This is a genomic window from Pseudomonas sp. P4_C8 (assembly GCF_056401975.1).
Genome location: NZ_JBFUIH010000008.1, coordinates 26,229 through 47,842 on the forward strand (window position 1 = coordinate 26,229; position 21,614 = coordinate 47,842).

The 21,614-nt window shown below is 59.9% G+C and carries 16 protein-coding genes; 8 read left to right on the top strand and 8 right to left on the bottom strand.

Annotated elements, in window-relative coordinates:
- Positions 1-44: 44 nt before the first annotated feature.
- Positions 45-926, bottom strand: a complete 882-nt coding sequence (locus AC1DWM_RS06895; protein ID WP_477794874.1) for a LysR substrate-binding domain-containing protein — start codon at positions 924-926, stop codon at positions 45-47.
- Between the two features lie 161 nt (positions 927-1,087).
- On the opposite strand from AC1DWM_RS06895, the gene AC1DWM_RS06900 reads away from it, so the two are divergent.
- The 6 genes from AC1DWM_RS06900 (at position 1,088) to AC1DWM_RS06925 (ending at position 8,512) form a co-directional block, all read left to right on the top strand.
- Positions 1,088-2,725 carry a 5-guanidino-2-oxopentanoate decarboxylase gene (locus AC1DWM_RS06900; RefSeq protein ID WP_477794875.1) on the top strand — a complete coding sequence of 546 codons (1,638 nt, stop codon included), beginning with the start codon at positions 1,088-1,090 and terminating at the stop codon, positions 2,723-2,725.
- Positions 2,722-4,170, top strand: coding sequence for an aldehyde dehydrogenase family protein (locus tag AC1DWM_RS06905; protein WP_477794876.1), 1,449 nt, complete (start codon positions 2,722-2,724; stop codon positions 4,168-4,170). Before AC1DWM_RS06900 ends, AC1DWM_RS06905 begins: the two co-directional genes overlap by 4 nt.
- A 218-nt stretch (positions 4,171-4,388) precedes the next feature.
- Positions 4,389-5,492: an extracellular solute-binding protein gene (locus tag AC1DWM_RS06910; protein WP_223520310.1), complete on the top strand. Its 1,104-nt coding sequence runs from the start codon at positions 4,389-4,391 to the stop codon at positions 5,490-5,492.
- 192 nt (positions 5,493-5,684) lie between these two features.
- The gene (locus AC1DWM_RS06915) at positions 5,685-6,593 is read left to right on the top strand and encodes an ABC transporter permease (RefSeq protein WP_223520312.1); all 909 of its coding nucleotides are present in this window, start codon (positions 5,685-5,687) and stop codon (positions 6,591-6,593) included.
- The gene (locus AC1DWM_RS06920) at positions 6,590-7,438 is read left to right on the top strand and encodes an ABC transporter permease (protein ID WP_223520314.1); all 849 of its coding nucleotides are present in this window, start codon (positions 6,590-6,592) and stop codon (positions 7,436-7,438) included. Before AC1DWM_RS06915 ends, AC1DWM_RS06920 begins: the two co-directional genes overlap by 4 nt.
- 18 nt (positions 7,439-7,456) lie before the next feature.
- Positions 7,457-8,512, top strand: coding sequence for an ABC transporter ATP-binding protein (locus AC1DWM_RS06925; protein ID WP_223520316.1), 1,056 nt, complete (start codon positions 7,457-7,459; stop codon positions 8,510-8,512).
- Between the two features lie 141 nt (positions 8,513-8,653).
- Here AC1DWM_RS06925 and AC1DWM_RS06930 read toward each other — a convergent pair whose 3' ends face one another.
- Positions 8,654-9,583, bottom strand: a complete 930-nt coding sequence (locus tag AC1DWM_RS06930; RefSeq protein WP_477794877.1) for an AraC family transcriptional regulator — start codon at positions 9,581-9,583, stop codon at positions 8,654-8,656.
- A gap of 336 nt (positions 9,584-9,919) precedes the next feature.
- Between AC1DWM_RS06930 and AC1DWM_RS06935 the strand changes: the two genes are divergently transcribed.
- Positions 9,920-10,273, top strand: coding sequence for a putative quinol monooxygenase (locus tag AC1DWM_RS06935; protein WP_223520319.1), 354 nt, complete (start codon positions 9,920-9,922; stop codon positions 10,271-10,273).
- A gap of 41 nt (positions 10,274-10,314) precedes the next feature.
- Positions 10,315-10,545: a hypothetical protein gene (locus AC1DWM_RS06940; RefSeq protein ID WP_223520321.1), complete on the top strand. Its 231-nt coding sequence runs from the start codon at positions 10,315-10,317 to the stop codon at positions 10,543-10,545.
- On the opposite strand, the gene AC1DWM_RS06945 is transcribed toward AC1DWM_RS06940, so the two are convergent.
- From AC1DWM_RS06945 to AC1DWM_RS06970, 6 genes are all read right to left on the bottom strand, one after another.
- Positions 10,546-11,175: a flavin reductase family protein gene (locus AC1DWM_RS06945; RefSeq protein ID WP_223520323.1), complete on the bottom strand. Its 630-nt coding sequence runs from the start codon at positions 11,173-11,175 to the stop codon at positions 10,546-10,548. It lies immediately after the preceding gene.
- Between the two features lie 215 nt (positions 11,176-11,390).
- A complete protein-coding gene (locus AC1DWM_RS06950) occupies positions 11,391-12,710 on the bottom strand; it encodes an MFS transporter (protein WP_223511783.1) in 1,320 nt (439 codons plus the stop codon).
- A 305-nt stretch (positions 12,711-13,015) separates the two neighbouring features.
- On the bottom strand, positions 13,016-14,350 hold the full coding sequence (locus tag AC1DWM_RS06955; RefSeq protein ID WP_477794878.1) for a sigma-54-dependent transcriptional regulator: 1,335 nt from the start codon (positions 14,348-14,350) through the stop codon (positions 13,016-13,018).
- Entirely contained in the window at positions 14,344-16,152 is a 1,809-nt protein-coding gene (locus AC1DWM_RS06960; RefSeq protein WP_223511787.1) for a sensor histidine kinase, read from the bottom strand. Before AC1DWM_RS06960 ends, AC1DWM_RS06955 begins: the two co-directional genes overlap by 7 nt.
- 45 nt (positions 16,153-16,197) lie before the next feature.
- Positions 16,198-18,936: an RHS repeat domain-containing protein gene (locus AC1DWM_RS06965; protein ID WP_223511789.1), complete on the bottom strand. Its 2,739-nt coding sequence runs from the start codon at positions 18,934-18,936 to the stop codon at positions 16,198-16,200.
- Positions 18,937-18,961: 25 nt separating this feature from the next.
- Positions 18,962-21,274, bottom strand: a complete 2,313-nt coding sequence (locus tag AC1DWM_RS06970; protein ID WP_477794879.1) for an RHS repeat-associated core domain-containing protein — start codon at positions 21,272-21,274, stop codon at positions 18,962-18,964.
- Positions 21,275-21,614: the final 340 nt, after the last annotated feature.

Consider the following 21,614-nt stretch of genomic DNA (forward strand, 5'->3'; position numbering starts at 1 on the left):
TGCGCAGCCGGACGCAGGCTTCGCCAGCTGCTACAAGGTTACGTTCAGCGTGCCTGAGCCTGTTCCACCAACCACCCCAACAATTCCTGCAACTTCGGCGAAGGTGCGGGCTTTTGCGGCAATACCAGGTAGTACGCCAACCCCGTTTTCACCTTCAATTCAAACGGCATGACCAGCCGCCCGGCGCTCAAGTCATCGCCAATCAATGACCAGTCTCCGATCGCCACACCCGTCCCTTGGGACGCCATCGACATCGCCAGGTCCAGGGTTTCGAAGTGCTGACCCTTGCTGACATTGCTCAGGCGAACATTGGCCGTGGCCAGCCAGGCTTTCCAGTCCCGCTCATCACGGGTGGGATGCAGCAGCATGTGCTGCTCAAGATCTTCGGGTGTCAGCAACGGCACCGGACCTTCGAGCAACGGCTTGGAACAGACCGGTGTCAACTGCTCATCGAACAGGCGTTGAGACACCAATGCACTGTCCGGCGGCGCGCCGTACATCACCGCCGCATCGAACTGTTCGCGATGAAAATCCACGCCGTGCTTGACCGTGGTGGTCAGTTCCACCGGCACGTCCGGACGCTCCCGTTGCCACTGCAAAAGACGCGGCAACAGCCAGCGCATGACGCACGTCGGGGCCTTGAGTTGCAGGGTTTCGCGCTTCTGGCCGATCTGTTCGACCGCCTCGTCGATCAGCCCGAAAATCTGCTGAACCCGTGGCAGCCATTCGCGTCCTTCGGCCGTCAGATCGAGGCCGCGAGCCTGGCGGATAAACAGCTCATAACCCAGATGATCTTCCAGCCCGGCGATCTGTCGGCTTACCGCGCCTTGGGTGATGTACAGCTGTTCGGCGGCCCGGGTGAAATTGCAGCACTGCGCGGTAATCAGAAAGCTGTACAGCGCCGGCAGGGGAGGCAGTCGTTTCATTGGGATCCAAGGTATGACGTGAGGACATGGCTAGTATGACTTTTTATCCATTGTTGCGGCTACGTGTCGCCCGTTCCAATGAGGCCATCCCTGGACCTGCCCACCCATCATAAACACTGCGCAGGCCCGGCGTCTCAAACGAACAAGAAGGGCAAAACACAATGGCGACGTGCGGCGAAGTATTGGTCAAGTTACTCGAAGATTACGGGGTCGAGCAGGTGTTCGGTATTCCCGGGGTTCACACCGTGGAGCTGTATCGCGGGCTGGCCCGTTCGAGCATCAACCACGTCACTCCGCGTCACGAACAGGGCGCCGGTTTCATGGCCGACGGTTATGCACGCACCAGCGGCAAACCGGGTGTGTGCTTCATCATCACCGGCCCAGGCATGACCAACATCACCACTGCGATGGGTCAGGCTTATGCCGATTCGATCCCGATGCTGGTGATCTCCAGCGTGCAATCGCGCAGCCAGTTGGGCGGCGGTCGCGGCAAGCTGCATGAACTGCCGAACCAGGGCGCATTGGTTGGCGGCGTGGCGGCGTTCTCCCACACCTTGATGTCGGCGTCCGAGTTGCCGGGCGTTCTGGCCCGTGCCTTTGCACTGTTTCAGGCGGGTCGTCCGCGTCCGGTGCACATCGAAATTCCGTTGGACGTGCTGGTTGAAGAAGCCGATGACCTGCTCAGCAGCGTACCGGTGAACATCGACCGCGCCGGTGCATCGCCGACTGCTGTTTCACGCATGACCCAATTGCTGGCCGGCGCCAAGCGTCCGCTGATTCTCGCCGGTGGCGGTGCCATCGATGCCGCCGCTGAACTGACTGAGCTGGCCGAACTGCTGGACGCGCCGGTGGCACTGACCATCAATGCCAAAGGCATGCTCGAATCCAGCCACCCGTTGCTGATCGGTTCGACTCAGAGCCTGGTCGCGACCCGTGCACTGGTGGCCGAAGCCGACGTGGTATTGGCGATCGGCACCGAGCTGGCCGAGACCGACTATGACGTCACCTTCGCCGGTGGTTTCGAGATCCCTGGCCAATTGCTGCGTGTGGACATCGACCCGGACCAGACCGTGCGCAACTATCCGCCGCACGTGGCGCTGGTGTCCGACTCGCGCAACGCCGCCCAGGCCTTGCTCAGTGCCCTGTCGCACGAGTCGCTGGCCGAACGCCGCAACGATTGGGGCCAGGTTCGTGCTGCCCGCTTGCGTGAAGAACTGGCCGGCACCTGGGATGCCCCGACACTGGCCCAGACGCGCTTCCTGGAAACGGTTCTGCACGAATTGCCAGATGCCGTGTTCGTCGGCGATTCGACCCAGCCTGTTTACACCGGCAACCTGACGTTCAACCCTGAGCGCCCACGTCGCTGGTTCAACTCGTCCACCGGCTACGGCACCCTCGGTTACGCCTTGCCGGCCGCTATCGGCGCCTGGCTTGGCGGTCGTGTTGAAGGCGGTACACGTCCTCCGGTGGTGTGCCTGATCGGTGACGGCGGCCTGCAATTCACCCTGCCGGAACTGGCCAGTGCCGTAGAAGCGCGCACCCCGGTGATTGTGCTGCTCTGGAATAACCAGGGTTACGAAGAGATCAAGAAATACATGGTCAACCGCGCCATTGAGCCGGTCGGCGTGGACATCTACACCCCTGACTTCATCGGTGTGGCCAAGGCACTGGGTTGCGCGGCGCAAGCCATCTGCGGCGTTGAGCAATTGCGCACGGCGCTGCGTTCCGCGGCCGACCGTCAGGGCCCGACCCTAATTGAAATCGATCAGACCCAGTGGATGCAGGCGGTGTCGAAATGACGTTTCCTACGACGCTGGACGGTCTGTTCATCGATGGTCAATGGTCGGCCGGCAACGAACACCTGCGCGTAATCAACCCGGCGACCGAAGCCCTGTTGACCACGGTCAATGGCGGCGATGCACTGGCCGTCGATCACGCGGTGAGCGCGTCGACCAAGGCCTTCGCCGACTGGTCGAAAACCACCGGTGCCGAGCGTGGCGCGATCCTGCGAAAAATCGCTGCGGGCGTGCAGGCTGGTCGTGAGCAACTGATGCATTTGCAGTCGAGCAACAACGGCAAGCCGTTGTTCGAAGCGGCCATTGATGTCGATGACGTGATCGCCACCTTCGAGTATTACGCCGGTCTGGCCGAAGGACTCGACGCTAAACAAGACAGCGCCGTTGAATTGCCGAGCGAAGATTTCAGCGCTCGTCTGCGTCGCGAGCCTGCCGGTGTGGTCGGCCTGATCGTGCCGTGGAATTTCCCGATGGTCACCACCGCCTGGAAACTCGCCCCGGCCCTGGCCGCCGGTTGCTGCGTGGTACTCAAGCCTTCAGAGGTGACACCGCTGCCGGAGCTGGAACTGGCGGCAATCATCGCCAATGCAGGCTTGCCCGCCGGTGTTTTCAACCTGGTTTGCGGCACGGGCCTGGCGGTCGGTGCACCGCTGTCGGCGGATCCGCGCATCGCCAAGATTTCCTTCACCGGCAGTAACGCGGTGGGCGTGCAGGTCATGCAACGCGCGGCGGAAACCGTTAAAGGCGTGAGCCTGGAACTGGGCGGTAAATCGTCGTTGCTGGTGCTGGCCGACGCCGATGTCGACCTGGCGGTGGAAGTGGCCTGTGGCGGCGGTTTCTTCAACGCCGGGCAAATGTGTTCCGCCACCAGCCGCGTGCTGGTCGCCGATGAACTGGCCGATGAATTCCTGTTGCGTCTGAAGGCGCGCACCGAAGCTATTCGCGTGGCCGACCCGTTCGACCCTGCCGTGGAAATGGGCGCACTGGTCAATCAGGCGCAATACCAGCGTGTGCTGGGCCACATCGATCGTGGTTTGAGTGCTGGCGCCAAGTTGATTTGCGGCGGCAATCGTCCGGCAGACCTGCCGCACGGATATTTTTTGCAGCCGACGATCTTCACCGAAGTGCCCCTCGACAGTGCGCTGTGGTGTGAAGAGATTTTCGGCCCGGTGATCTGTGTGCGCAGTTTTGCTTCTGAAGCCGAGGCGATTGCCCTGGCCAACGACAGCCAGTTCGGCCTGGTGGCCAGCGTGGTCACGCGCAATGCCGAGGCTGCTGATCGGGTCGCCAACGCCTTGCAGGCGGGGCTGGTGTGGATCAACGCGCCGCAGGTGATCTTCCCGCAGACCGCCTGGGGTGGCTACAAACAGAGCAGCATCGGCCGCGAGTTGGGGCCGTGGGGCTTGCAGGCGTTCCAGGAAATCAAACACGTGATTCGGGCTGTCTGACGGCACGAAAAAGGTGAGCGCATGCCTCTTGTTGAGGCATGCGCTGGCGTCATGGCTTCAATGAGTTTTTATCGATAGTCAGGTGTTTTGCACGACCTCAGGATGAACCCGCCGGCGCAGCTAAAACCCCGTGAATACGGGGGTTTTAAGCTGAACAGGCCGCGCGGATGCAACGGTTGCGACCAGCCTCATACCTACAAAAACAAAGGGAGTCCGTAATGGGCGAGCATGATCTGAACAGACGTCAATTCATCAAAACCGTAGGCGTAGCCTCGGTGGCAGCAGCGGCCATGAGCATGCCGTTCATCAAGGCCAATGCCAGCGATACTCGCTTTGCGGGCAAAACCCTGCGTTTGCTGACCTGGTCCGATGACACCGGTCTGGCAGCCCTGCGCAACATCGCTGCGACCTTCGAAGACAAGTACGGCTGCAAGGTCATCGCTGACCGCACCGGCAGTACCTCGGAAATGGTCGCCAAACTCAAGGCCGGCGGTGATCGTCCGCAGTACGACATCATCACCCTGGCAGGCGTCGGCGCCGAAGGTCTGGCCGCCGCCAACCTGCTGGAAAAACCCGACCTCAACCGCATTCCCAACTTGGTCGACGTACCCGAGAAATACCGCACCGGCGCCAATGGCCACGGTATCGGTTACCTCCTGTGGTGCAACAGCCTGGTCTACAGCACCCGCACCCAGAAAGAAGCGCCGACCAGCTATGCCGCCCTGTGGGATGCCGAGCAGTCGCCGAACATCTTCCTGCCACCGCCGAACTGGACCGAGGCCATGGACCTGATCATCATCGCCGCCAAACTGGCCGGTGGTGACGAGCACAACATTGAGCCGGGCTTCAAGAAACTCGCCGAGCTGAAAGACCGTGTGGTGACCCTGGGTGAAAACCCGAACCAGATCGCCGAGCTGTTCCGCACCGGTTCCCTGGACATGGGCGGCCTGTACGCGCCAGCGTTCTTCCCGAAACAGATCCGCGATCCGGCCTACGGCCTGGGCGCCACGTTCGGCATGAAGGAAGGTTTCTACACCGACCTGATGCTCTCCGTGATGCCGAAGAACCGTCCGGGCGACACCGACATGGCCTACGCCTTCATCAACCACTCTCTGGACCCTGTGGTGCAGGGCAAGATGGCTGAAGACATCTACAACGGCCCGGTCAACGCCAAGGCGATCATCTCCGCCGAAGCGCGCAAGAGCCCGTACATCCTCACGCCAGAGCAGATTGCCGAGAAGGCGATCATGCACGACAACGCCTTCCTGGCCACCGTGCATGACCAATGGATTCGTCGCTACACGGAAATCTTTTCTTCCTGATCGAGTGACGACCACAAGTCTTTAGAACACTGCAAAACCCTGTAGGAGCTGGCTTGCCAGCGAAGACGGTCTTCCTGTCGACAATGCTGTGACTGACAGATTGCTTTCGCGGGCAAGCCCGCTCCTACAAGGGGTCGATGTGGTTTCAAGACCTGTGTTTGTCAGCTGCTTTCCATTGACGAGACCCTTGCTATGGAACACCAACCTCTGACTCATCCGGTAAGTGTCGCCCCCGAGCGTACGCAACGGGGTGTTTCGCCGACGACCCGCGCCTGGTTTTTCCTGACGCCGTCGATGCTGTTTCTGGGTGTACTGATTGCCGCCAGCCTGCTGGTCCTGCGCATGAGCGTGGGCACCAAAGGCGCGGAATGGACCGGGTTCAGCCTGGCCAGTTACGCCCAATTGCTGGAACCGTATTACCTCAAATCCTTGCTGCTGACCCTGCGCCTGGCGCTGATCAGTGCTGTGATCGCCGTGGTACTGGCGATCCCTGTGGCCTACACCATGTCGCGCCTGACCTCGCCGTTCGTGCGCCGGATTTTCCTCGCCGCGGTGCTGTTGCCGTTGCTGGTCAACCTGCTGCTGCAAAGCTACGGCTGGCTGGTGATTCTCGGCCCGGGCGGCATGCTCAATCAGGCGCTGATGGGCCTGGGTCTGATCAAGCGCCCGATCATGCTGCTCTACAACCAGAACGGCGTACTGATGGGCCTGGTGCAAACCGCGTTCCCGCTGGCCGTATTGCCGATTGCCAGCGCCATGCGCGGCGTCGCCCGTACTTACGAAGAAGCCGCCGCGACCCTGGGTGCCAGTCGTTTGCAGGTGTTCCGTCAGGTGGTGCTGCCGATGAGCATGCCGGGGATTATTACCGGCGCGACGTTGGTGTTTGCCTACAACGCGAGCAGCTTCGTGGTGCCTTTGCTGCTGGGTGGCCGACGCGTGCCGATGCTGGCGGTGATGGTCCATGACCAGATCGCGCCGCTGATGAACTGGCCCGCCGCCTCCGCTGCCGGTGTGGTGCTGATTGTTACCACGCTGGCGATCATGACCTTGTCCGAATACATCACTGGCCGCCGTCGGCGCATGCTGGAGGCTTCGCAATGAGCACCCTGATCAAGAAGCGTTATGGCCTGCTGCCGGGCGAGACTGGCAAGTTTGCCGGCATCCTTTCCGGCTTCATCCTGCTGCTGGCGGTGTTGCCGATCCTGACCATGATCGTGATGTCGTTCAGCGGTTCGTCGAACCTCGACTTCCCGCCGAGCAGCTACAGCCTGCAATGGTACAAGGCCGCCTGGCACACCTTCGTTTCGCCAGACGCCAGCGATGTGCTGAGCCTGGGCAAAGCCATGACCACCAGTTTGATGGTGTCCTGCCTGACCATGGTTTTCGCCACGATCATCGCGGTGCCGGCCGCTTATGCGCTGACCCGTTGCGAGTTCCGTGGCAAAGCCGTGGCGCTGCAACTGATGTCGCTGCCACTGGTGTTTCCGATGGTGGTGTTGGGGCTGGCGTTGCTGCTGGTGTTCGACAGCCTGCCGTTCCAGATGACCACCTCGCGGCTGGTGATTGCCCACGTGATCCTGGCGTTGCCATTCGTGGTGAAAAACTGCACCGCGGCGATGCTGTCCATCGGCACCGAAGTCGAAGAGGCCGCGCAAATGCTCGGTGCTTCGCCGACCCGGGCGATTGTCGATGTGGTGGTGCCGTTGATGAAGTCGGGGATTCTGGCGGGCATGCTGCTGGCGTTCATCGTCTCGTTCAACGAATTCACCGTGACCTATTTCCTTTACACCATCGACGTCATGACCGTGCCGATCTGGATGTACAGCCGCACCGTGTCATCGCTCGACCCTACCGTTTTCTCGTTTGCCGTGCTGATCGTGCTGATCGACTTCGTCCTGATCTGGGCGTTGGAGAAGCTGGTTGGTGAAGGTGGCGTTTCGTTCTGATTTCTTGAGGTGATTCATATGTCTGGTCTGATTTTGGAAAACGTCGAGAAACATTACGGCTCGGCCTGCGCGGTAAAGGATGTAAACCTGCATTTGCCGGAAGGCAAACTGGTGTGTTTCCTCGGCCCGTCGGGCTGCGGCAAAACCACGTTGCTGCGCATGATTGCCGGCCTTGAAACCCTGACCGGTGGCGAGATTCGCCTGGACGGTGAAGACATCGGCCACACCCCGGCGCATCAGCGTAATTTCGGCATGGTGTTTCAATCGCTGGCGCTGTTCCCGCACATGACGGTGGGGGAGAACATCGCCTATCCGTTGAAGCTGCGTGGCGTCAGCAAGGCTGACCAGCAGGCGCGGGTGGTGGAGTTGCTGGAGCTGATCCAGTTGCAGGAAATGATTGATCGCCCGGTGGCGAAGCTCTCCGGCGGTCAGCGTCAGCGCGTAGCGATTGCCCGAGCGATTGCTTCGCGACCAAAAATCCTCCTGCTGGATGAGCCGCTGTCGGCGCTGGACGCCAAGCTGCGCGAATCGATGCAGGTGGAAATCCGTCAGCTGCAACAACGCCTGAACATCACCACGATCATGGTGACCCACGATCAGCGTGAGGCGATGACCATGGCCGATATCGTCGTGGTACTGGGCGAGCACCGCGTGCAACAAGTCGGCACGCCGATTGAAATCTACCGGCACCCGGCCAACGAATTTGTCGCGGACTTTATCGGTTCCGGCAACATCTTCCCGGCCACGGCGTTGGGCAACGGCAAAGTCGGTTTGCCGGGTGGCGATGCACTGCAAGTGCCGATTTGCAGCAGTATTGTGGTCGGCGAGAAAGTGAAGATGCTGATTCGCCCGGAAGACCTGCAACTGTCGCACCCGCAGGCGACGGCGGGGAACCGCTTGCTGGGCAAGGTGACATTCGTGCGTGATATCGGCGCGACGATTGAAACCACCGTGGAGTGTTCCGGGGTGTCGTTTACCGCGCTGAGCACGCCGTGTCAGGGGTTTGGGTTGAACATTGGCAACCCGGTGTCGGTGACGTTGCCGGCTGAGGCTTGCCGCGTACTTGGCGCCTGATCCTGATTTGATGTTGGCCTTGCTGGCCCCATCGCGAGCAGGCTCGCTCCCACATTAGACCGAGTTGTTCATGAGAACGCGGTCAACTGTGGGAGCGAGCCTGCTCGCGATGGGGCCAGCAAGGCCAACACAAACTCTGGATCAGACTGACAACCGCAACCGCGCCAAATCCCGGAGCGGCGGCGCCCCGAACAACCGGCTGTACTCACGGCTGAACTGTGAAGGGCTTTCATACCCCACCCGATACCCCGCCGCCGAAGCCTCCAATCCTTCGGCCAGCATCAACCGCCGCGCTTCCTGCAACCTCAGTTGCTTCTGGTACTGCAACGGACTCATCGCCGTCATCGCCTTGAACCGGTGATGCAACGTCGACACGCTCAGGTTCACTTCCTTCGCCAAATCATCGATACGCAGCGGTTGTTCATAGTTGCCGTTGAGCCACTTGATCGCCTGGCTGATGCGATGGCTCTGGCTGTTGGCGATTGCAATTTCATACAACCGATGACCCTGCGGGCTGCGCAACAACCTGTACAGAATCTCCCGACGAATCAGCGGCGCGAGCATGGCGATGTCTTTCGGCGTGTCCAGCAAACGCGCCAGACGCAGTACGGCGTCGAGCATGGCAGTGTCGATCCGCTCGACATACAAGCCGCGACCGGTGGGGCGGGTCGGCACGCCCAAGGGGCCGGCATCGGCAATCAGCGCGCTGATTTCCGCCGGGTCGATGTCCAGCCGCACCGCAAGGATCGGCGCCTCGGGCGAGACGTTCACCACTCGCCCGCTCAGCGGCATCGAAACCGACACCACCAGGTAATTCAGCGGATCGTAGTTGAAATGCTCATCGGCCAGCCGGACCTCTTTGCGCCCCTGCGCCATGATGCACAGCGCCGGTTGGGCGAGCCCTGGGGTAAATTCATGGGACTGGCTATGGCGTGACATGAAGAGCGAACCGACGGCCGTCGCATAATTGCCATCCTCTTGCGTATTGCGGCGGATGATCGCGGCCAGTTCTGCGCGCTGTTTCTCCATGTCGGCGTCCAGCGGGGCTTGAAAATGATCGAGCGACGACATGCAAGGCATCCTCGGTGGGGCGTGGGTTATGAGCCGAGCTTATGTTTGTGCAAGACGATTCGGTAGACACATCCTGCCTCAACCTTGCCTGATTCTGCACGGAGTGGATTAACGGTGCCTCTAGCGCTTGGCGGCCCAAGGAAGACTTGCTTGAAAGCCCTGTTTCTTTGGCGTGAAAGCGTGTTACCGGGCATTACAGGTTTTTTGAGACGCCATGCAGGATTGTGCAACACCCCGGCAGGAATCGACTAACCGCGCTGGAAGGTGCGCGCTTAACCTTGGATCCTGTCGCAGCCCGTCCCAAGGCTGCCACTCGAGTACCTGGGAGGGTTGAACATGTCTACACAGATCCCCGTCAGTCATATGGCTTTTGTCCGCGCCCGCACCGGGCGTTCGGTGGAACTCGGTGCGCGCCTGAGCGCCTTGATCGAGCCATCGCGCAATGCACCGGGTTGCCTGAGCTTTGCCCTGCAACATTCGCAATGCGATCCCGAGTTGTGGCTGGTGTCCGGATTCTGGATGAACCAGCAGGCCATGACCGCGTATTTCAGCACCCCGGCGATGGAAGTGTTTGCCGAGTTGGTGCAGGACCTGGTGGTCAACAGCCTGGATTTTCATACCTTCAAGGAGGTATCGGCCGCCCAGGCGTTGGGTCAGACCCAGTCGTGGGTACACAAAATGGCGGGTTGAGGGTTTAATGAGGCCATTCTCAACCAGCCAGGATCCGCGATATGGCACGTAAAGCCTTTGATCACTTCGAAGCTGTTTCCGCTGTAGTACCGGGTGAGGGTGGTTACCACGCCGCCATCGCCGTCAAAGCCCTGGGTGGCGCGGGCGCTCCGCGTTTCCACAAAGTCCTTGAAGACCGGACCTTCAAGACGGCTCATGAGGCCGATGAAGCAGCCGCCAAAGAGCTGACCCGCCTCAAGGACGTCAAAGAAAACACCGATTTGCTTTGGTAATTACTTGTTCGCCACGGGGCGATACATCTTGAACAACGCCTCCGGCCCCAGCTGAAAGTAATCCGCTGGCCCACCGCCGCGCAGAATCGGTTCTGCCGCGGCGGTGTCGTAGACCCCATCCTTCAACAGCCATTTGGCGATATGCACGGCGACCACTTCGCCGAGAATCAGCCAGCTTGGCACCACATTCCCGTCCGCGCGCTGCAACTGAATGATCTGCGTGACCTTGCATTCGAAGGACACCGGGCTTTCGGCGACCCGTGGCACTTGAATGATTTTCGAAGGGGCGGGCGTCAATCCGGACAACTCGAATTCGTTGACCTCAGGACCGACCATCGCGCAGCTCTGGTTCATCTGCTCGGCCAATGGGCGAGTGGCGAGGTTCCAGGCGAACTCGCCGGTTTGCTCGATGTTGTTCAGGCTGTCTTTTCGCCCGACGCTTGCAAAACCAATGATCGGCGGAATGTAGTTGAACGCGTTGAAGAAGCTGTACGGCGCCAGGTTCAAGCGGCCGTTGGCATCCTGCGAGGAAATCCAGCCAATGGGGCGCGGGCCGACGATGGCATTGAACGGGTCGTGGGGCAGGCCGTGGCCGTTGGCGGGTTCGTAGAAGTGGATGTCGTCAGGCATGAAGGGATTCCTGGGCGGTGTGCGGATGGCGTTTATAGTGCAAGGATGACCCCATAATTTCCAGCGGCCGCAATCCCTGTAGGAGCCGGCTTGCTGGCGATGGTGTGTCAGCGCACCATCGCCAGCAAGCCGGCTCCTACAGGGGATTGTGTTTATTCAATGAAAAGGGGCAGACCCGTGAAGGTCTGCCCCTGTTTTTTATTGCGCGAGATGACTCAGTCAGTCTCGATCCGCGAGTGCTTGCGGGTATCTTTCATGGTCACGTACACCAGCAACGACACGGCAATACACGCTGTGACATACCAGTAGTAACCGGTTTCCATGCCAATGCTCTTGAACCACAGCGCGATGTATTCAGCGGTACCGCCGAAGATCGACACGGTCAGTGCATACGGCAAGCCAACGCCCAGTGCACGAATCTCGGTCGGGAACAGCTCGGCTTTGACCACGGCGTTGATCGAGGTGTAGCCGCTGACGATGATCAGCGCCGCCATGATCAGGAAGAACGCGCCCCACCAGGATTGAACGGTGTGCAGCGTGGTCAGGATCGGCACGGTGAACAGCGTCCCCAGAATACCGAAGGCAATCAGGATCGGCCGACGACCAACTTTATCCGACAGCCCGCCGATGATCGGTTGCAGGCACATGAACAGGAACAGCGTGGCTGCCGAAATCGTGGTGGAGTCGGAGATGCTCATGCCGACCGTGTTCACAAGGTATTTCTGCATGTAAGTGGTGTAGGTGTAGAACGCCAGGGTGCCGCCCATGGTCAGGCCGACCACGGTCATCAGTTCCTTCGGGTGGCGCATCAAGGTGCGCATCGCGCTTTCCTTGGACTTCTCTTTCTTGGTGAACGACTCGGTTTCTTCCATGCCGCGACGCAGGTACAGCGCGACGACAGCACACAACGCGCCGATGGCAAACGGGATGCGCCAGCCCCAGGCGTACAGCTCTTCGGTGGTCAGCACTTGCTGCAACACGATCAGCACGGCCAGGGCTATGAGCTGACCGGAAATCAGCGTCACGTACTGGAAGCTGGAGTAGAAGCCGCGACGTTCCTTGGTTGCCATCTCGCTGAGATAGGTCGCCGAGGTGCCGTACTCACCCCCAACCGACAAACCTTGCAGCAGGCGAGCGAACACCAGCAGGATTGGTGCGCCGATGCCGATGGTTTCATAACCCGGGCTCAGGGCGATCAGCAGCGAGCCGAAGCACATCAGGTACACCGAGGCCATCAATGCTTTCTTGCGCCCGACCTTGTCGGCATACAGGCCCATCATCCAGCCACCGATAGGACGCATCAGGAAGCCCACGGCGAAGATCGCGGCGGTGTTCAGCAGTTGGGCGGTGGTGTCGCCTTTGGGGAAAAAGGCCTTGGCGAAGTACAGGGAGAAGGCGGCGTAGACGTACCAGTCATACCACTCGACCATGTTGCCGACGGAGCCGCTGAAGATCGACTTGATGCGGCTGGAGGTGGTTCTTTCTTTGGCGGGCGCGGCAGCCGACCCAAGGGGCAGGGCGTTTGAGTTATCCATTGAAGGATCCTTCATTTAATTGTTTTTGTGGAGCGCGTTTAAACGCAGCCTGTGAGGGCTATAGCAGAAGGTGTGCCAAGAGGCAGAGGGGCGGTTTAGAGGGGTTTTGACGGATGGATGAGCGGAAATCCGCTTATGCTGGATTGAGAGTGAGCGGAAAGTTGCTTACCGACTCGTTATTTGCGTTGGCTGTGCCGGCCTCTTCGCTGGCAAGTCGAATCGTCGCACCGCAGCTCCTACAGTGGATCAAGGTCTATTGTAGGAGCTGGCTTGCCAGCGAAGAGGCCATATCAGGCACCAAAAAATCAGCTGTCTTGCAGGAACATCTCCCGACTCAACCCATGCCGCTGCATTTTTTCATTGAAGGTGCGGCGCGGCAGTTGCAGCTCTTCAAGCACCGCTTTCACATCGCCCTTGTGCCGGGTCAACGCCGCGCGCAAACAATGCGCTTCAAACGCTTCCTGTTGCGCCGCCAGCGACTGCCCCGGATCCATACCCATCGGTTCTGGTTCACTCAACCCCAGCACTTGCCGCTCAGCGACGTTCGCCAGTTCGCGCACATTGCCGGGCCAGTCGTGGCTTAGCAGATGGCTAAGTTGCGGGCCGGTCAGCGGTGGAAAAGTCCGCCCCAAACGCTCGGCGGCATGCTGGGCAAACGATTCGAACAACAACGGAATGTCTTCGCGCCGATCGCGCAACGGCGGCAACCGCAACTCGGTGACGTTCAATCGATAGGCCAAATCCTCGCGAAAACGCCCGGCTCGCGCCTCATCGAGCAGATCCGGTTTGGTCGCGGCGATGATCCGCAAGTCCACGCGAATGCTCTGGTTCGAGCCCAGGCGTTCAAGCTTCTGCTCCTGCAACACCCGCAGCAATTTCACTTGCTGGGCCAGGGGCATGCTTTCGATCTCATCGAGAAACAGCGTGCCGCCATCGGCGTATTCCAGCTTGCCGATGCGTTTGCCCTGGGCGCCGGTGAACGCGCCGCTCTCGTGGCCGAACAACTCGGCCTCGAACAACTGCTCGGGAATCGCCGCGCAGTTGAGCGCCACAAACGGCTTGTCGGCACGCGGTCCGAAGTCATGCAGGCAACGCGCAACCAGCTCCTTGCCGCTGCCGGTTTCTCCGCGGATCAGCACATTGACCGGCAATGCCGCCAGATCCAGCACCTGTCGGCGCAAGGTCTGCAAGCCACGGGATACGCCGAGTAGCGTCGCGTCGAGTTTGGCGCGGTTATCGGCCTGCTCGTGCAGCGCGCGGTTTTCCAGCACCAACCGACGTTTGTCCAACGCTCTGCGCAAACTGCTCAGCAGGGTTTCCGGGCTGAAGGGCTTCTCGAGAAAGTCATACGCGCCATCGCGCATCGCTTCGACTGCCATCGGCACATCGCCGTGACCGGTCAGCAAAATCACCGGCAAGTCAGCATCGCGGCGTTGGACTTCGGCCAGCAACTCCAGCCCGGTCATACCCGGCATGCGCACGTCGCTGAGGATCACCCCGGGAAAGTGCGCGGGCAATTGCGCCAGGCACTCATCGGCGCGACTGAACAACTGCACCTCAAAACCCGACAGGCTCAGCCATTGTTCGACGGCGCTACGAATGCTGCTTTCGTCGTCGACCACCATCACTGAATTCAGCATGCGACAGGTGCCTCCAGATCGATGGGCAAGGTCAGGGTAAACACGGCGCCGTTTTCGCCATTGTCGGCACTCAGGCGTCCGCCCGATTCGTGAACAATGGCAAACGATACCGCCAGACCAAGGCCCAGGCCATCACCCACCGGTTTGGTGGTGAAAAACGGATCGAACACATTCGGCAGGTGTTCTTCGGCGATGCCGCCACCGTTGTCGCTGACGCTCAGGCGCCAGAGTTGTTGGTCGGCTTCGAGGCGGATTTCCAGACGTTTACAGGGCTTGTCGTGCATGGCGTCGAGGGCATTGCGCAGCAGATTGATCAGCACCTGTTCCAGACGAATCGCATCGCCGCGCACCCACGCCGGACGTGTCAGGTGCAGCACGGTGCTGACCTGTTCGTCACGCAGACGCGCGTCGAGCAAATGCAGCGACTGGTCCACCACCGCCGCCAGGTCCAGCCGTTCGCGCAGGCCGCTGGGGCTTTTGCGGGCGAAGGTTTTCAGGTGGCCGGTGAGGGCCGCCATGCGCGTCAGCATCTCATCCACCGGCCTGAGCGCCTTGTAGGCGTCGTCGACCCGACCGTGATCGAGCAGCAGGCGCAAGGTCGCCAGTTGCATGCGCTGGGCGGTCAGTGGCTGGTTGATTTCGTGGGCGAGGGCGGCCGACATCTGCCCCAGGGCCGCGAGTTTCGCCGATTGCACCAGACCGTCTTGAGCGGTACGCAAATCGCGGGTGCGCTCCTCTACCAGTCGTTCAAGTTCTTCGCGGCTGCGCTGACGCATTTTGGCCAGGCGCCAGCGTTGATTGAGGAACAGCAACAGAAACACCAGCGCCAGCCACAACCCGGCAGCGGCGAGCGCGGCGTTGCGGCTGTCTTCGAAGGCGACTTGCGGGCGGCGCAGCAGGTGCAGGGTCCAGCCTTCACTGGCCAGCGGCAGCGACTCCCACAGGTAATCAGCCGTCCCGTCGGGGCCCGCGACGCGCCGCAGATCACTGTTGTCGTCAAAGTGCTGCAGCGGTTGGTAGTCCAGCGGTGTCAGCGGTTGTTTGTCGTATTGGCGGGTGGCCTTGAGCGCGGCGTGATCGCTGTCGCTCAACGGTTGCAACAATCGATAACGCCAGCCCGGCTGGTTGGCGATGAAGATGATCCCGCGCGCATCGCTGACCAGCAATGTGTCGCTGCCCTGACTCCATTCGCGCTCCAGTTCCGGAAACTCGAGCTTGACGACCATTGCGCCGAGAAACTCGCCGTTGTCGCCGGTGACCGCGCTGGACAGAAAATACCCCGGAATCCCGCTGGTCACGCCCACCGCATAAAAACGCCCGGTGCCTTGGGTGCGTGTTTCGCTGAAGTAGGGGCGAAAGCCGTAGTTGTGGCCGACATAGCTGCTGGGCAAACGCCAGTTGCTGGCGGCCACGGCGAGACCGGTGCGGTCGAGCAGTTCGAGGGTCGAGGATTGTGCAGCACCGTTGATTTTTTCCAGTTTGCGATTCAGCGCCTCCTGCTGTTCAGGCGATACCGTGCCGTTGAGGGCGGCGCGCAACTCCGGGTCCAGCGCAAGTACGGCGGGCAGGGCGCGGTAGCGATCGATCAGGGTGTGCAGGGAGTTGGCGTACAACGCCAGTTGCTGATTGGCGCGCGCGGCGTCTTCGACCAAGGCCTGGCGTTCGGTATGTCGCATGGCGAAACCGGCCGCCAGCGCGGCGCCGGCGATGATTAGCAAGGTGTACAGCGTCAGGCGCAAAGGCCGGGAAATCGCCAGCATGGTGTCCGAAACAATCAGCAGTAGGGGCGCGCACCATAACATGGAGTTGCGCCGAAAATTCAGGGCCCGGGGGCGCCGCGCAGGCCTTCAGGCGGCTCTTTTTTCGATGAGGTACTGTGAAACTCTTCCGGCCAGGTTTCTGGCTTGCTTGATCCCGCTTCGTGCGACTTTGAAGTCCTGCTCAAGCCTCGACCTGTCGAGAGCACCCGAGCTCATCGGCATGTTGAGGGAGCCGATCAGCCTGTCATCGCTGACGGTCGCGCCTGCCAGCGTTTCAAGGGCTTCGTTGACCTGCGCTTCTACATCATTGAGATAGGTGTCCAGCGCGTCGAGATTGGACGTTATCCTGTCGAGATCGCCTTGGCCAAGAGAATCATTGAGCGCTTCGGTCAGTTGGGACGCCTGACGCGCTATGGCCAGGGTTTGTTTGAGGTAAGGCACCTTGAGGTGTTTACCAATGACTCTGGCGGTGGTTTCGATGGCTATTTTTGTCAGGCCTGCCGAATTTTCCGGGCTGAAGCTTTGTGCCACCGCTTTAAAGCTGAAAGGCTCGGCGCGGGATTTGCTTTTCAGGTTTTTCACCGAGATCGCTGACGGATCCGGGGTGATGGTGTAACCCAGTCCTGTTTCCTCGCCGACTTTGTCCATGAATTTGGCGGCCGCTTCAGCGGCAAAAATTCCTCCGACAGCCGCTGTTACGGGGACCACAACAGGTGCTGCGGGCCCCGTCAGGGTGCCAATGCCTGTACCCAATGCGGCGCCAGCCGCCCCCACATGAAAAGTGAGGGCAAACGAAGCCACGCTAAACAGCAGTTTTTTGCCTGCCGTTTTGTAGATGTCACGGGTTCGAGTGAGGTTGTAGAGTTGATAATTGAGCTTCTTCATTTCGCTGTTGACGGTCGATAGCGTGTTTGACACGTCGATGATCTGTTGTTTTGCAGCATCCTCCTTGCGTGTACCGTGGCTGTCGATATAAAGCAGCGGGTTATTGCCCACAAACCCATACAGATTCAAACCATCCACATCCCCTTGCGGATCAGCACTCACCCACCGCTGCAACCACGGCGCGTAGTACCGAGCACCGTAGTAATAAAGCCCGCATTCATCCATTTCCTTGCCCGAATAACGGACGGTCTTGTAGTCAACCTCCAGCGCTGAAACCGCCGTCAGCCAGGCGGTGCCGCCAAACGGGTAATAGCCTTCGTGGCTGATCAGTCGGGCGTTTTGATCAAGCTCCATCAGGCTGGAACCCAGGTGATCGTCGAGGCTGTAGCGCAGTTGATCCTGATCGATACCGTCGGGTTTTTTGCTGACCCAATGCAGGCAACGCACGCTGCCACGACCTCCCGGCAGGGTGATGACGTGCAGTGTTTCGCCGTTATCGCGGCTACGGATTTCCAGCCCCGGCAGGTAAATGACCTGGTGGAAGTGGGTGGTCGATGACGTATGGGTTTCGTGGCGTTTGAAGACCCGTGCGCCCTGGCTGTAGCGAAAGATTTCGTCATCGTTGAGCCCGTCGTCACGTTCGACCAGCGTCACTGATGCCAGTTGATCACGGCTGTTCCAGTGCAGGGGCCTTCCCGGAGATGAGGTCTGGAGGTTGCCATGGCGGTCGAACAAGCTGTCGAAATCAGGGGCGGGATCCCCTGCTTTCCAGCGCACGCCCCGGTTGCTGGACGGGTCTATGAACATCTCTTGGGTGTAGCCGCCCACCGCGCGTTCATGGACCAACTTGATCAGGTTACCGCCGGGGTCGTAGGCGTAGGTCTGTTTGTAGTTGAGTTGGTTGTTTGGATCGCTCGGCGAAGGGCGCCCCGGCAAGTCCGAGCTCGGGACGGCATCATGACCGCTAGCGCTGGTCAGTTGGTACAGCGAGTTGTAGGTGAACGCTCGGTGACCATCGATGTACTGGTTCGCGAAAAACACCGGTTTAAACGTGAGATCGTCAATGTGTAATACGTTACCGACCCGATCATAAAAGTACCGAAAGTGTTGGAGCAGATCCTGCCCGGGCACACCGGCGGTCAAGGTATCGAGACGGCCATCGGCTTCGTCGTAAGCCCAGGTGCTGACCACACCGTTGCCGGCCTGCTGCTTGATGATCTGTCCGGCGGCGTTGTAACGGGCGTCTTCCAGAATGGTCGTGCCGTTGTCCTCGGGTTGGAGCCGAAGCTGGGATCTTTTCAGCTGCCCGGCGATGTCGTAGAACAGCTGTTGCAGGTGATCACCGGCATCGGTTTGGGTTAGCGGCGCGCCGAGAGGACTGTAGGTTCGACTGCTGGCGAAGGTTCCGGCATGGGTGATCGTTCGGCTGTCGAGCAGTGGTTCGCTGTGCAGGCTGAAGCTTTGGAACTCAAGAAGGCCTGAGGGATCGGTTTGCCTGATCATCTGGCCGCGCAGGTTGAGGTTCGGGTTATCAAGCGCGGTGGCGTAGGTAAAGGTTTCGACGGCGCCTTGATCGTTCTCTTCAAGCGTGATCACACGCAACTGGTTGTCGTAACGGGTGCGCCAATCATTGCCCCGCCCGTCCCAGCGCCGGAGTGTTTCACCGGCCAACCCCACCAGGCTCAGCCGCGTACCGGCATCGGCGCTGACGAGCTTGATCGGTTCACCGGAGAGTCGGTAGACCGCACTCAGGTTGGGCACTTTGTCGAACAGTCGCGGGTCCCACTGCGCCACCAAGTGCCCATGCGCGTTAGAGCGCTGGTGCGTGACAAGCGCTTCCAACAGCCCGTTTTGGCGCAGATAGTCAACCTGCCTGACAGGCAAACCCCGACTGTCGAAGACATTCAACCGCGGGGTGCGGTAGTGGAGGTTCTGCTTCATTTGACCGGCTCACAGGTAGGCCCACTCATGCGGCTGACTCAGAGAGGGTTCTATGTAATTTCGGGATCAGCTTCCTGGGCTTGGGCACCGGCTTCTCTACCGTATTCGCCACGACTTCCTGAGCCAACTCGGTCAGTCGCTGGGTCACACCCTCTGCTTCGCTTGGGGCATCTGCCAGGCTTTTCGCCCGCCCCAGTACGGCATCGATTGCTTCAAAAGGATCGACGCCGGTATTGACCAGTTTCATCACTTGACGTTGATGCACCGAGGCAAGTTCCTCCAGCTGGTTGTAGAACATTTTCTGCAGGGGCTCTGTGTAGCTCGTGATACTCGCCACTCCATTCTTTATTTTTTCGAGCACCTCTTTACCGCCGCTTAAAAGGTCCTGAGCGCCATTGACTACTTTCTTCGTGGTGTCCACGGCGGTGCTCAAGCCCTCTTTCAACTCCTGGGTATGCAGCGTTTGGGCAAGTTTTAAACCTTTCTTCAAGAAGTAATACCGCAGTAACGGCATCGCAATGGCACCGACCACCAGACCGACGACGGCGCCTATGCCTGTACCAACACCGGGAACTACACTTCCCAGCGCCGAGGTCACAGTGCTTCCCGCAATGGCCCCTTTGAGAATCGATTTGAAGCCATGTTTGGACTTCATGAATTTGCCCAGCGTCATGTTCTGTCGAACGTCGGCAATATCGGCGCCTTCGGGAACAAGTCCGTCGAATTCCTCCGCGAGATTGTGTAACTGGTCGGCGGCATTTTTGGCTTTGCCGAGAACGCCGATGAAATCTTTGGCCAGTTCAAACACAGCCTTGGTTGCGCCCGACTTGTCGATGTACAGAATCGGGTTGTTACCGACCATCCGATACAGATTCAACCCATCAACGGCTCCTTCGGGGTCCGGACTGATCCAGCGATGCAACCAGCTCGCGTAATAGCGCAACCCGAAGTAGTGGAGTCCGCTGACATCCAGTTCCTTGCCTGAGTAGCGCAGGGTCTTGTAACTCGCGTCTATCAAAGATTTTGCCGCCCACCAGGCGGTACCGCCGTAGGGGTAATACACTTCGGCGCTGATCAGGCCACCGAAGCGATCGAGTTCCAATGCGCAGGATCCGAGATGATCATCAAGGCTATAGCGCAGTTGGTCAGGGTGTTCATCCGTGACCCAGTGCAGGCAGCGCACGCTGCCGTAAGCGAGTGGCACACTGATAACGTGCAGTTGCTCGCCATTGCTGCAGGTGCGGATTTCCAGGTGTGGCAGGTAAATAACGGTCTGGCTGTGAGTGGCCATAGGGGTATGCGTCACATGATGTTTACGGACCCGCTCGCCTTGACTGTACTGATACGTTTCGACGTCATCCGGCAGGTCATTGTCATGGACAACTAAAGTCACTTTCTCCAGTTGATCGCGGGCATTCCACTGCAAGGGCTGGCCCGGTTGTAAACATAATAAGTTGCCAGACCTGTCGAACAGTTTCTCGATATCCGGTTCCGGTTGGTTTTCATCCCGGCGCACGCCACGGTTGCTGGCGGGATCGATATACATCCGCTGAGTAAAGCAGTGCTGGTCGCGCAAATGGCGCAGTTCGATCAGGTTATTGCCCGAGTCGTACTCGTACTCTTCGGTGTAGTTATAGCGGGGGCCGGGATCGAGCGGGGTGATGACATCCGGCAAACCCGGCCGATTGTTGGGTATTTCACCCTCGAACCCGCTGGCGCTGATCAGTCGGTAGAGCGAGTCATAGCGGAAGTCGCGATGCCCCTCGACGCGCTGGTTGGCGAAGTACACCGTGGCCTGGGTGTGATCTTCGATGCGCAGGATGTTGCCCACCCGGTCATAGAAGTACTTGAAGTTCTGTTGCAGCCGTTCGCCGATCTTGCCGGCCTTCAGGGTGCAGAGGCGACCGTCGGCCGGGTCGTAAGTCCATTGGCTGACCACACCGTTGCCGGTGGTTTGCACCTTGATCTGGCCGGCAGCGTTGTACTGCGCATCCTCCAGCACACAGTGTTGCTCGCCATCCTCAAGTTGCAGAACGACTGCCTTGAGGCGTCCGGCACTATCGTAGTGAAAATGCTGATGATGTCCCCCTGCATCGATTTGCGTCAGCACCATGCCGAGGGGGCCATAAGTCCGGCCAGTGACGCAGGCGTTTGCATCGACAATCGTTCGGGTTTCGCGTCGCGGCTGACCGCGCAGGCTGAAGCTGCTCAGCTCGAGTCGGCCGGACGGATCGACGTGCGTGATCATCTGGCCCCGCAGGTTGAACGCGGGGTCGGCCGTTGCATCGGCATAGCTGAAGGTTTCGACATTCCGCTGAGCGTTTTCATCAATGGCCACAGCACGCAATTGATTATCGTAGCGAGTGCGCCAATGATGACCGCGCGGGTCCCAGCGTTGCAGTTCTTCGCCGGCCAGCCCCGTCAGGATCAGACGCCTGCCTGCGTCGACACTGTTGATCCTGATGGCCTCGCCAGAGAGGCGAAAGGCGTTGCTGAGATTTGGTTTGGGCAGCCTCGAATCCCATTGTTCGATCAGATGCCCGGCAGTGTTATAGACGTCTCGGGTGTTGAGTGATGCCACGTCACCCCCGGCTTTGCTGCGCAGGTAAACCACCTGACGCACCGGCAGCCCCCTGGCGTCAGTGGCTGTCAGACGTGGGGTGCCCCTATGGACGGCC

Coding starts and splice junctions, on each gene's coding strand:
- AC1DWM_RS06945 (WP_223520323.1), bottom strand. CDS start 11,175: ATGCCTGACGACATCCACTTCTACGAACCCGCCAACGGCCACGGCCTG.
- AC1DWM_RS06955 (WP_477794878.1), bottom strand. CDS start 14,350: ATGCTGAATTCAGTGATGGTGGTCGACGACGAAAGCAGCATTCGTAGC.
- AC1DWM_RS06940 (WP_223520321.1), top strand. CDS start 10,315: ATGGCACGTAAAGCCTTTGATCACTTCGAAGCTGTTTCCGCTGTAGTA.
- AC1DWM_RS06920 (WP_223520314.1), top strand. CDS start 6,590: ATGAGCACCCTGATCAAGAAGCGTTATGGCCTGCTGCCGGGCGAGACT.
- AC1DWM_RS06915 (WP_223520312.1), top strand. CDS start 5,685: ATGGAACACCAACCTCTGACTCATCCGGTAAGTGTCGCCCCCGAGCGT.
- AC1DWM_RS06895 (WP_477794874.1), bottom strand. CDS start 926: ATGAAACGACTGCCTCCCCTGCCGGCGCTGTACAGCTTTCTGATTACC.
- AC1DWM_RS06905 (WP_477794876.1), top strand. CDS start 2,722: ATGACGTTTCCTACGACGCTGGACGGTCTGTTCATCGATGGTCAATGG.
- AC1DWM_RS06965 (WP_223511789.1), bottom strand. CDS start 18,936: ATGAAGCAGAACCTCCACTACCGCACCCCGCGGTTGAATGTCTTCGAC.
- AC1DWM_RS06950 (WP_223511783.1), bottom strand. CDS start 12,710: ATGGATAACTCAAACGCCCTGCCCCTTGGGTCGGCTGCCGCGCCCGCC.
- AC1DWM_RS06930 (WP_477794877.1), bottom strand. CDS start 9,583: ATGTCGTCGCTCGATCATTTTCAAGCCCCGCTGGACGCCGACATGGAG.
- AC1DWM_RS06910 (WP_223520310.1), top strand. CDS start 4,389: ATGGGCGAGCATGATCTGAACAGACGTCAATTCATCAAAACCGTAGGC.
- AC1DWM_RS06960 (WP_223511787.1), bottom strand. CDS start 16,152: ATGTTATGGTGCGCGCCCCTACTGCTGATTGTTTCGGACACCATGCTG.
- AC1DWM_RS06900 (WP_477794875.1), top strand. CDS start 1,088: ATGGCGACGTGCGGCGAAGTATTGGTCAAGTTACTCGAAGATTACGGG.
- AC1DWM_RS06925 (WP_223520316.1), top strand. CDS start 7,457: ATGTCTGGTCTGATTTTGGAAAACGTCGAGAAACATTACGGCTCGGCC.
- AC1DWM_RS06935 (WP_223520319.1), top strand. CDS start 9,920: ATGTCTACACAGATCCCCGTCAGTCATATGGCTTTTGTCCGCGCCCGC.